Genomic DNA, 10,920 nt, shown 5'->3' with positions numbered 1-10,920 from the left:
GTTAGGTCATCTTCATTTTCAACCTTAACCTTTCCTGCTACTTTTAATTTCCCCATGTTTTCTTCATGCATCTTTAACGCTTTTTCTTTTAAATTCATAAATATTCACCTACTTTTATTGTTTTTATATCAATACATGCTTACACTGCGAACAGTCTTAATTAGCAATTTTTGAATTTCACAATCCCTATTATGACAAAAATGTCAAATTGTTAAAATGACCAAAATTGAATTTTCGCAATGCAATTATATATTAATTCTTTTAAAAGCATTAACCATTCCATTCTTTACCTATACAATGCTTTTCATAATATTTCACTCTAAAATTATTGTTTCCTCCGAACAATTACAAAAATTATTGATAATAAAATTTAATTTAAAGTAATTCTATTATATTTTTAGAAGTAAAAATTATTACTTATACACGTAGGAAGGCCGGAAAAATACATTTCCCGGCCCAGAGCCCTAATTCTTAAATTATAATTTTCAGTATATAACAATATTTTGATACTTCTAATAAAAGCAACAATGATTAATTTACACAAACCCATTAATATGATAAATGTTTAACTAACAAGGCAGTAGTAACTGTAAATTGCTACCCTATATTTAAATTATTTAAACTTAATCCCATCTTTCTTTATTTTAAGAATCTGGGAAAGATCTCTGCCCTTTATAATTTTTATCTATTGCTACAATTTAGTATTACAACAATTATATTCCTTATTATTTCATTTACATTATAGTGTTAATTTAGAATTATGTCAAGCCAAATTATATATTTATTAAATTGTTCGACAAAATTAGAAATGTTTCTATGTCTTTTGCATCACTTTACAACTTTTTTACAACTTTTTATCATACAGCATCCCTGATTGAAATAATGCTGTGCAAACAATCCTTTAAATTCTCATAAATTATGGCATTTTCGAAGTCTGATACGAAACTGCCTTTGGGGTAGTGGTTTGTGGGGTAGAGGATATTATGACGGGACAGCTGAAAGTGTAACTTCTGAAACTATGCAAAAGTATATCCAAAATCAAAAGAATGTTTAATTTCTAGGAATCAAATCTCAAAATTAAAAGGCTTATTCATCCACTAAGACAAGCATAAGGAGTTTTCTGAGACTTCCCTATAAAAAAAGCCTGCTTAATGAGACAGCATCTCACTAAAACAGGCTTTTACTTATTAATTCTTCTCAATGCACTTTCTGCCAGAACCTCCTGAGAAGAGAAAACCGGATAGGCAAAACTATCCATATCAAATATAAGCGGCAGTTCTGTACAGCCGAGTATTACTGCTTCCGCCCCTTTTTTAACCATTGATTCAGCAACAGCACTCAGCTCCTGCTGCATTTCCAAAGTCTTTTGGCCGGCTTTTACAGAATATATCAGATCCATAATTTTATCTTTCTGCTCTTCAGCAGGTTTAACTACCTCAAAGTTTAACTTTTTCAGCTCTTTATCATAAATTTCAGATTCTAAAACTCCACGTGTTCCCATTACACCAACTTTTTTGATATTGAGATCCCGCTTAATTTTTTTTGCTACTTCTTCCAGCATATTAAGTATCTCAATTTCCACTTCCTGCTGCAGCTCTTCAAAATAGTAGTGGGCTGTATTACAGGGTATTACAAGAAAGCTGGCTCCAGCTTTTTCCAGCACTTCAGCTGTTTTAATAAGTTCCTGTAGTGGACTTTCTCCACCATTTAAAATTGCCTCTGTTCTATCCGGAATTTTAGGATTATTATAGATTAAAATTCTGTGGTGGTCCTGATCTTTTTCTACTGCTGTTTTGTCAATGATTTTCTGAAATAGATCGACAGTAGCATCAGGTCCCATACCACCGAGAACTCCTATTATCTCTTCTTTACCCATTTTTTTCACCTCAATTACTAATTTTCGTAGGCTCCTCTTTTAATAATTTCTCCATTTTTAACCATAATTTCTCCTTTTGCCAGTACAGTATCTATCTTGAGATCAAAATCAGCTATAATTAAATCTGCATCTGCTCCCTGTTCTATATTTCCCTTCTGTGGGAACAGTTTTAGAATTTTAGCCGGATTTGACGTAAAGTACGGCAGTGCTTCTTCTAATTCAAAATCATATTGACTGACAAGACTTTTAAATTCTTCATAAAGAGTTCCTACACTGGAAGCACCGATCTCCAGCAGATTACCCTTTTCGTCATAGCTGGACCAGCTTCCATATCCATCAGAACTTACCGTAATATTCTCAGTCGGAAGATTTTTCTTTCTGGCTTTACTAATTACTGAAGCCGGAGAAAGATCATCAAAAATACCACAGGTAAGATCGATAATTCCACCTTTTTTTAGAAATTCAAATCCTTCTGCAAGCAGACTTTCATTGCGATTAATATGAGTTGGTGCAAAAGTCTGTATCGGCAGTTCACTGTCTTCTACAGCTTCAATAATTGGACCCAACCCTTTTTTTCCGTCTCCCATATGTACACAGACTATTCCTGCCTTATCTGCCAGCATACCTGCAGTTCTAACCTCTGAACCAATAAATTTCAATTCTTCGGCACCAATCTGAGAAGAGCGGTGATCGGATATCGCTACTTTAGCACCTATTATTTCATCAATTAAAACAACATCTTTCTGTACAGAATCAGTTATTGTTTTGCTGGGATATCTGTATGAACCGGTGTGTATCAGGGCAGTAATTCCATTTTCCTCCAGTGATTTTGCCTTTGCCAGAACATTTTCCACCGACCTTGTTACTCCATCTGTGCCAAGCAAGCCGACAACAGTAGTAATCCCGGCTGAAGTTAAATCACTTAAAGGTATTTCTGGAACTCTTGTTTTAAAACTGCCTTCTCCTCCACCACCGGTAATATGTACATGTGGATCAATAAACCCGGGCAGCATTTTTTTGTTTTGACCATCTATAACCTCAATATCTTCATCATTAAATTCAATTTTATCTTTAATTAATAATATTTTACCTCCACCAATAAGCAGGTCTTTTTTGCCTGAATATTCAGGACTGTAAACTTCAACATCTTTTATTAATTTCAATATGACCCCTCCTTTTTTCACATCTAAAACCATTATATTGTCGTATGAAAATATTATCAAGTAAATTCGCCAAATTTAACCTTTTTGTGGGAGAACCAAACTTTTATTTAAAATTATCATTTTTCTACTTAATCTACTTAAATTGGTTAAAACTTAAAATTTTTTGAAGGAAATATAAGATTAATATAGAAATTTATTTACTGCATGTTAATATTTTTACAGAGCAACTTGTTAACCTCTCCCCTAAATTAAAATAGCCTCTTCGCTATTTAGTGTGGGTTTTAATTGTTCGTTTATTTAATATAGCTGAATTAATTCATTTTCATATTCAATTATGGTATACTTTACCTATACTATAACAGGAGATGATTTTAATATTTAATAATATAAATTTATTCACCCAGGCTTTAGGAATAGAAGAGCCGTGGAAACTTGATAAAATAGATTTTAATAAAAATGATGGTCGACTTGAAAATAAAATTATTTATAAGTAATGGTCAAAAAATATTTTAAAAAGGAGTATAAATTATGAAGTGCAGTCAGTGTGGAGCTCAGATCAATGAAGGAGATATCTTCTGCGGCAGCTGTGGAAATAAGGTTGCTGAAGAAGTAGAATCAGTTGAGGTCGAAGAAGTGGAATTTAGTGAGGAGGAAAACAGCAGTCAGGAAGAACAGGTTTTTATTGATCCAAATCAGTGTCCTAACTGTGGATCATACAATACAAAAACAAAGAATAAATTGTGGAGTATCATAAAAAATATTTTAGCCATTGTGCTCTTATCCTGGATTCCAATTCTGGGATGGATTGTAATTATATTTGCAGCAATAGGAATAATATATAATCTTATCATCTCAAAAAGATTTATCTGTAAGGACTGTGGAGAAGAATATGTGCCTACCCTTGACAAATACAGAGAGAAATATCAGGAACTTTAAATAAATTCTTTTAAATGAGCTTTCCCAACTAAGTAACCCTCTCACCCCTCGGTCACAATAAAATCCAGAGGTAATTTTTTAGCATTTTTGTTAAAAAGTATTATTTTGAGTGAACTTGTTTTATTTTTAATATTTTTTATTGAAATATATTTACAAAATTGTGCTGCCGTTATATGAACTATTCTAAAAATTATCAGTACTTCTGTACAGCTTCAGCTGTTTTAGATAATCAACATCATATGGAGAATCTTCATTAAAAATAATGGCTCTCACATAGGCTATCCTGTTGCTTAAAGAAGTTCCTTCACCAATATTGATCTGAAACCGCCTGTCTTCAGAGCGGTTAACTATTACAAAAGCATCTTCCTCTTCAGAAAAGGAATAAACATAGTTGTTTGTATCAAAAACTGCTTCATCTGAGGAAAAAGCTGCATAATAAAACTGCTTACCATTAAGCTCAAAGGTTGCAATCTTAAAATTCTCTATCAAATCCTGCAGCCTTTCTTCATTCAGCTCCAGCTCAATGCCGGTAATATATCCATCCTCATCAATATCATTCTGAAATTCTTCTATAAAATCTCCATCTTCCAGTGCCTCAATATATTTTTTGCCAGGCCAGCTGAGTCTGTTCAGCTTGAGATAAATATTTTCTATCACCTCAACAGGCTGATTTGCTGTAATTAATGTACTCTCATCATAATTTTCTATTATACCTTTTTTGTTTTTGTAGAGATATATATACCCCATATTACAGCTCTGATCACATAATATATCCATTTTAAAGCCTCCTTCTGGATGCTTAATTCCAAAAATATTAAATATTGTCTCAATTCTTTATATCATTATATAATGCAGTCGGAAAATTTTAAAACGAAAATTTATCTATCAGTGCAATAATTTCTTTTTTATGCCTTAGCTGATCGATCCATTTTTTTGGAATATCTTCAAATCCATAATAAATAGCAGCCGGTCCTCCTGTTACTGCAGCTGTAGTGTCTGTATCAAGTCCCAGATTAACTGCCATTAGAACTGCTTCTCGGTAAGAGCTGCTGTTCAGCAGAACCCAGAAAAATGCTTCCAGAGTATCTACCACATATGCAGTTGAATTTATCTGCCCTTCATTAAGTTCAGCAGTATCTTCTTTTATAATTCTCCGGTAATATTTTAGTTCCTCTTTATATTTACCATATCTGCCATACCTGCCAGCAGCTAAAAAATCTTCTACATGGCTGCAGCATTCTAAATATGCATCTTCTATATTTTCACCTTTTATAAGTCTAATAGAAAAATCTGTATAGATATAGCAGGCCAGAACAGCCCTTGGATGTCCATGGGTAAGTGAACTTACTTCTTCCACAGCTTTAAATCTATCTTCAGGGTCATTTTCTAAAAGATAAAAGGCCAGGGGCAGTATCCTCATTAGAGATCCATTTCCATTATCTCTTTCTCCATTCGGGCCAGCCTCAAAAGGCAGGACACCGCTTTTAAGCCGGGAAACAGCAGTCTCAGTTGTCCTACCGACACCAAAAGCTTCTCCGGTGGGAGTCAGATGCCCTTCATAAAGCCAGCTGACAAATCTATCTGCAAGATCATTAAGATCATAACCTTTTACTGCCAGTGATTCCAGCAGACATAATGTTAAAGAACCATCATCTGACCAGCTGCCGGGAGGTAGATTATACTGTGCAAAACCCTGCATTGATTTTACCGGATTTTCTTTTAAATATTTGCGGCTTTTAAATTCAACCGGCACACCAAGTGCATCACCGATCAGGTGACCGATTACAGCTGCTTTGAGCTTTTTATTTAACAGTTTAGAATCCAAATCTCTAATCCTCCCCAAAAATCCACAATTTTTTGAACATAATTGAATTTCTACTGTTCAGTGAATCTCTTACCTCAATGCAAAATAATATTTCAATTGAATATTGCTCTGTCAAAAAACAGCTGCTGGATTATTAAAAGTTAAAACTTCAGCGATTCAAAACAAAAACAAAATTATTTAACTCAGTATTGAGAAACCCGGCAATCATACGGCATTTAGCCTTAAGCAGAAAGAAAATATCTCTCTCCACTTCAGAAAGGCCTTCCAGATTACCCTGTCCTTTGCTTAAAACAAGATCAGCCTGATTAAATATATCCACAAAATCCGGATCAGCAGTTTCCAGAACCAGCCCCGGCCCTTCAGCACCACTTGAAACAACCTCTGCTCTGCTGCCAATACCTATCTGTTCTGCTTCACTTTCAGTAATATCGTTTAAAACCGGAACACCTCTTACAGCATAAATGATTTTATCTACATGTTCTTTAAGATATTTTATCAGAATTTTATCGAAAACTGCCTCACCACTATTGTCAGCGATTATCAGCAGATTTTCTGCCTTATCCAATTTTTCTCTAAAAAGGCTGTAGTCACTTCTGGCAAAACCGTGCTCTAAAGCCCTCTCTATATTTTCTTCAATATCAATATTTAGACCAACTCCGGCGTCTATGGAATTCCCCATTGCCGCCATCAGCAGTGCTGCTTTAAGTGGATCAGCAGCAGATTCAATCTCTTTGTTCACTACTGGCAGCAGCTTTTCTGCCATCTCAATATTTTTCTGCTTCAGGCTGTAATAGGGGTCATTTTGACCCTCCTCGGGGCAAGCCCACGAGGTTTGCTAGCAGACTATAACTTCTATCACCTGTCTTTTTCTTTAAAAACTTCTGCAGTTTATCACTAACTTCAGGTGCTTTAGCATCTTCCGGTATATCTTTAATCATATCTGCATAATGGTTTATAATTTCCCGTGTTGTATGTTTATCAGCTCCAGCCATTTCAGATGCCTCAATAAGCTGCCTCATCATACAGGGGAAACAGTCAAGATCTATTTTCAATATTAACAACTCCTATCTGCGGTTTTAACTCTTCTTTCTTTGATCATAACATCTGCTTCTTCTATCCAGTCATCACTGAGGTATTTTCTGCCAACCCAGAGAGCCCTTATTAGAAAATCAAGTGGTATGGAAATAAGTATACCTGTAATTCCAAAATCCATTACTACAGCCAGAAAATAGGCAAGCCCCAGTTTGAAAAATGTCTGGCTGAAGAGATTTCCATAAAGTGAAGAACGGGTATTCCCGGCACCATTTAAATGTCCTGCCAGAACCCCATAACAGGTAATTGCCGGACCTCCAACACTTAGTGCTCTAAGGAAAAGCACTGCAGACCTGATAGTCTCTGCATCACTGCTGAAAAATCTGACCAGAAACGGAGCAGTAAAGAAAATCCCAATTGAGAACATTCCAATCGATACAATGGTCAGTATTAGCATCGCCTCTACCGTTCTTTTGCTTTCCTCAACCCGACCTGCTCCAAGATTATTTCCGTTCATAATTGTCGTCACAGTATAATATGACCGGTGCATAGGAGCAATCAGCTGATGATGAACCCTTCTTGCTATATGGTAGGCAGCTGCCGCCTCTGTACCAAATAACAGCACCAGTGAGTTGAGGGGAAAGGTAATAAAACTCTGGTAGAGCCCCTGGGTAATCTTGGGCATACTGACCTTAAACAGCTGTTTTATAATTGTAAAATCCCAGTATTTTATCGGATTTTTAATAGTAAATTTGCTTTTTGAACTTAAAAACCGGAAGAAATATATAAAAACTGCAAAAATCTTAGCTGCAAATGTTCCAATCCCAACTCCTATTATCCCAATACCAGGAAATGGTCCGATTCCGAGGGCAAGCACAACTGAAATAACTATGTTCAAAAAATTTGAAATTACTTCTATTACCATAGGGGTTCTGGTATCTCCACTCCCCTGAAGTGCTCTTGCTGCTATCATACCGGTTATGCGGAATGGTGCAGCAGCAAAAATTATAAGTAAGTACTGGGCACCCAGTTTAACTACCTCAGGTGCAGCCCCCAGAACAGAAATAAGCTGTTCTGACATTAAAAAGCCTACAACTATAAAAGGTATACCGATTAAAAAACCTACATACATAACCTGAGATAAAATTATATTTTTATTTTCTTCCGCCAGTCTGGATTTAATACCACTTTCCTGTGAAATAAGGGAAATACTGCCTGTACCGAGGCCGAGTCCTATCTGCAGAACAATACTCTCCCAGACATCACCTAGCCCCACAGCAGCCACGGCTGCCGGCCCAAAAAATCCCATTAAAACCATATCGGTTGTCCTCATTGCAGTTGAAAATATGTGGTTTAACATAACCGGCCATGCCAGGTGCAGGGCCTTAATCCAGATTGGAAAATATACAGTCATAAATGCCATTTTTACAGCTCCTCAATTCTCGTTTGATCAGCTTTCAGATTTTAAAGTAAGCATAAAGTAATCTATACTTAGTTCTATTTATTCCACCTTACATCCACAGCTGTTGGAAATACTGATATTCATAGAAAAAAGTCTATCATTCTGCTGCATTTTTTCTGTTATCTCTTCTAAGAGAGAGTAAACTTCACCACTATATCCATATACTGCTGTCGATAGATCACCTGATTTATATTTAAGTCCGGATTTATCTATTATATCTATCACTTCTTTTACTTCCTCATTAACATCCATCGTATAGAGTGGATAAAAATTAATCTGACAGGAAATATAGGCTGAATCCTTCTTCATAAAAACCTCTCCTTTTAAAAATTAATTATGACTTTACTGATGCCTTTCAACAGTACTGTGCAAATTTCTTCTCTACAAAGACCTTTTAATTATTCTCTAAACTGTATTTATATATCATTTTAGCAGTCCCTGTGGCAGTCCGCAAGTAACCAATTAACTCTCTTTTTGACAGATAAAAAATACTTTTAAAAAAGTTACCTATTTTCTAAGTCCAGCATCCACCATTTTTTAAATTTTTCAGCAGGATTATTGTTCAAAACACAGAATATATCAGTAATCCATAAAGCTTATTTTTTAACGCCCCTCAGTTTTCTTCTTATAAACCCAATATTTCTCTTTATCAAAAAGCTTTACCCTGATTTTCTTAAAACTATATTTAATTTCAATTTTTTAGATATATGTATTTGATTATTACTTTTACAGATGGCGGCACACAATGCTGTAATCAGTCAGGAAGATAATCAAGCAATACATTAATATAAGAAGAAATTAAACAAGTAAAGATTTGAAAACAAATTAGATAAGCAAAAAGTTTAGAAAAGATAAATTAGATAAATAAAAAGTTTAAAAAGGAGTAGTGAGTATGAAAAACTTTATAGTTTCATCAGTTTTATTAATATTTATCTTTATTTTTAGTTTTATCCTGTCCTCTTCTCTCACAGCAGCTGAGCTAAAAGACCCATGGATATCCCAAAAACCTCAGGGGAAACATGGAGGAACACTTATTACAACTCTGCTCAGTGATCCAAAAACATTTAATCCAATTATTGCTGCAGAGACAAGTTCCAGTGGTGTAGTAATGGGTTATATTTTCGAAAGACTTGTCACCAGAAATGGTGTCACTACAGAAATAGAACCTGAACTGGCAAAAGACTGGAAGATTAGTGAGGATGGAAAAACCTACACTTTCTATCTAAGAGAAGGTGTAAACTGGAGTGATGGTGAGGAATTTACAGCTGATGATGTCATTTTTACCTTTGATCTAATTAAAGATGAGTCAATTCCCACCGGCAGCAGAGATGTTATGATAATCGATGGTGAATTTCCTCAGTACAAAAAAATTGATAAATATACGGTAGAATTTAAACTCCCAGAACCATTTGCACCATTTTTAAACAATATGCTGGCCCCTATTCTGCCCAAACACAGACTGTATAAAAGCTGGCAGCAGGGAAAATTTAACAGCAGCTGGGGTATAAATACAGATCCAGCAGATATTATCGGTACAGGACCATATAAAATGGTAGATTACAAAAATGGAGAAAGAATTGTTATGCAGGCCAATCAAAACTACTGGCGCCTTGATCCAGAAGGCAGATCACTGCCCTATATTAAAAACTGGGTCAGAATAATTACCGGCAGCCAGGAAACAGAATCTCTGCTTTTCGAAAAAGGCGAAATACATCTACTGGGAGTTAGAGGTATTGATTATAAGCGCTTTAAGGAAAAATCTGAAGAGGAAGATTTTGATCTGATAGATGGAGGGCCGACCTTCAGCACTAATTTTCTGGTTTTCAATCTAAATCCGCGCAACCCCAAACTTGAAGAAGAGCCGTGGAAATTGGAATGGTTCAGCAGTATCCACTTCAGGCGGGCAGTAGCCTATTCTTTTGATAAAAATACAATGATTGATCAGGCACTTGCCGGCCAGGGAAGCAAACAGTGGAGTCCTATCAGCACACCCAATAAAATCTATCTGAATGAAAATGTAAAAAAATATCCATATAACCTAGAAAAAGCCCGAGAAGAACTGCAAAAAGGCGGCTTCAGCTGGAATGATGCTGGAGAACTGATAGATAAAAATGGGCATAGAGTTGAATTTAATATTCTTACAAATGCAGGAAATGATGTTAGAGAAGCACTGATGAATATCATTTCTACTGAACTGAGAAATCTGGGTATGAAGATCAATGCCACACCGGTAGATTTTAACAGAATGACTTCTATGCTGATGAGTGAATGGAATTTTGATACTATCCTTATCGGACTAACAGGTGGAGTTGAACCACACAGTGGTTCCAATGTCTGGCTTTCTCATGGACATCTGCATATGTGGAATCCACGCCAGGAAAAACCGGCCACCGATTGGGAGGCACACATAGATGAACTTTTTATTAAAGCAGCTCAGACACATGAGGTAGAAAAAAGAGCTGAATACTATGGAGAGTTTCAGGAGATAATTGCTGAAAAACTACCTGTTATCTATACTGTAGTTCCAAATGCAATTTATGCTGTAAGAGACAGCCTCAAAAATACAGAAGTAACTGCATATGGTGGTGTAACATGGAATATTTACGAGCTATATCTGGAACAGTGA

Annotated in this window: 11 protein-coding genes; 3 read left to right on the top strand and 8 right to left on the bottom strand. The window is 35.5% G+C overall.

Going from position 1 to position 10,920, the window contains the following annotated elements; translation table 11 throughout:
- The first annotated feature begins 934 nt into the window (after positions 1-934).
- The gene (locus tag DER71_RS12545; protein WP_369834967.1) at positions 935-1,054 is read left to right on the top strand and encodes a transposase; all 120 of its coding nucleotides are present in this window, start codon (positions 935-937) and stop codon (positions 1,052-1,054) included.
- Positions 1,055-1,180: 126 nt separating this feature from the next.
- On the opposite strand, the gene DER71_RS09290 is transcribed toward DER71_RS12545, so the two are convergent.
- Together DER71_RS09290 and iadA are read right to left on the bottom strand one after the other, a co-directional pair.
- Positions 1,181-1,876 carry an aspartate/glutamate racemase family protein gene (locus DER71_RS09290; RefSeq protein ID WP_114458570.1) on the bottom strand — a complete coding sequence of 232 codons (696 nt, stop codon included), beginning with the start codon at positions 1,874-1,876 and terminating at the stop codon, positions 1,181-1,183.
- A 17-nt stretch (positions 1,877-1,893) separates the two neighbouring features.
- On the bottom strand, positions 1,894-3,039 hold the full coding sequence (gene iadA / locus DER71_RS09285) for a beta-aspartyl-peptidase (protein ID WP_199505597.1): 1,146 nt from the start codon (positions 3,037-3,039) through the stop codon (positions 1,894-1,896).
- Positions 3,040-3,567: 528 nt separating this feature from the next.
- Between iadA and DER71_RS09280 the strand changes: the two genes are divergently transcribed.
- On the top strand, positions 3,568-3,975 hold the full coding sequence (locus tag DER71_RS09280; RefSeq protein ID WP_114458569.1) for a zinc ribbon domain-containing protein: 408 nt from the start codon (positions 3,568-3,570) through the stop codon (positions 3,973-3,975).
- 183 nt (positions 3,976-4,158) lie between these two features.
- Here DER71_RS09280 and DER71_RS09275 read toward each other — a convergent pair whose 3' ends face one another.
- From DER71_RS09275 to DER71_RS09250, 6 genes are all read right to left on the bottom strand, one after another.
- Positions 4,159-4,752, bottom strand: a complete 594-nt coding sequence (locus DER71_RS09275; RefSeq protein WP_114458568.1) for a hypothetical protein — start codon at positions 4,750-4,752, stop codon at positions 4,159-4,161.
- Between the two features lie 88 nt (positions 4,753-4,840).
- Positions 4,841-5,800 (bottom strand): ADP-ribosylglycohydrolase family protein, encoded by a 960-nt coding sequence (locus tag DER71_RS09270; RefSeq protein ID WP_114458567.1) that lies wholly within the window; start codon positions 5,798-5,800, stop codon positions 4,841-4,843.
- A gap of 148 nt (positions 5,801-5,948) precedes the next feature.
- Positions 5,949-6,563, bottom strand: a complete 615-nt coding sequence (locus tag DER71_RS09265) for a DUF89 domain-containing protein (protein ID WP_114458566.1) — start codon at positions 6,561-6,563, stop codon at positions 5,949-5,951.
- 34 nt (positions 6,564-6,597) lie between these two features.
- Positions 6,598-6,852 carry a hypothetical protein gene (locus DER71_RS09260; protein WP_114458565.1) on the bottom strand — a complete coding sequence of 85 codons (255 nt, stop codon included), beginning with the start codon at positions 6,850-6,852 and terminating at the stop codon, positions 6,598-6,600.
- A gap of 2 nt (positions 6,853-6,854) precedes the next feature.
- Positions 6,855-8,255 carry an MATE family efflux transporter gene (locus DER71_RS09255; RefSeq protein ID WP_114474584.1) on the bottom strand — a complete coding sequence of 467 codons (1,401 nt, stop codon included), beginning with the start codon at positions 8,253-8,255 and terminating at the stop codon, positions 6,855-6,857.
- A gap of 78 nt (positions 8,256-8,333) precedes the next feature.
- The gene (locus DER71_RS09250) at positions 8,334-8,603 is read right to left on the bottom strand and encodes a YkoF family thiamine/hydroxymethylpyrimidine-binding protein (protein ID WP_114458563.1); all 270 of its coding nucleotides are present in this window, start codon (positions 8,601-8,603) and stop codon (positions 8,334-8,336) included.
- 583 nt (positions 8,604-9,186) lie between these two features.
- On the opposite strand from DER71_RS09250, the gene DER71_RS09245 reads away from it, so the two are divergent.
- Positions 9,187-10,920, top strand: a complete 1,734-nt coding sequence (locus DER71_RS09245; protein WP_114474583.1) for an ABC transporter substrate-binding protein — start codon at positions 9,187-9,189, stop codon at positions 10,918-10,920.

It is taken from the genome of Halanaerobium sp. DL-01 (genome assembly GCF_003338615.1).
In the GTDB taxonomy this organism is placed as follows: Bacteria; Bacillota; Halanaerobiia; order Halanaerobiales; family Halanaerobiaceae; genus QPJE01.
The sequence above is the reverse complement of the archived record's forward strand: the minus strand, read 5'-3'. Positions and strand labels throughout refer to the sequence as shown.

Excerpts from the sequence above, each read along its gene's own strand:
- DER71_RS09290 (WP_114458570.1), bottom strand. The coding sequence starts at position 1,876 with ATGGGTAAAGAAGAGATAATAGGAGTTCTCGGTGGTATGGGACCTGAT.
- DER71_RS09280 (WP_114458569.1), top strand. The coding sequence starts at position 3,568 with ATGAAGTGCAGTCAGTGTGGAGCTCAGATCAATGAAGGAGATATCTTC.
- DER71_RS09275 (WP_114458568.1), bottom strand. The coding sequence starts at position 4,752 with ATGGATATATTATGTGATCAGAGCTGTAATATGGGGTATATATATCTC.
- DER71_RS09265 (WP_114458566.1), bottom strand. The coding sequence starts at position 6,563 with ATGGCAGAAAAGCTGCTGCCAGTAGTGAACAAAGAGATTGAATCTGCT.
- DER71_RS09255 (WP_114474584.1), bottom strand. The coding sequence starts at position 8,255 with ATGGCATTTATGACTGTATATTTTCCAATCTGGATTAAGGCCCTGCAC.
- DER71_RS09250 (WP_114458563.1), bottom strand. The coding sequence starts at position 8,603 with ATGAAGAAGGATTCAGCCTATATTTCCTGTCAGATTAATTTTTATCCA.
- DER71_RS09245 (WP_114474583.1), top strand. The coding sequence starts at position 9,187 with ATGAAAAACTTTATAGTTTCATCAGTTTTATTAATATTTATCTTTATT.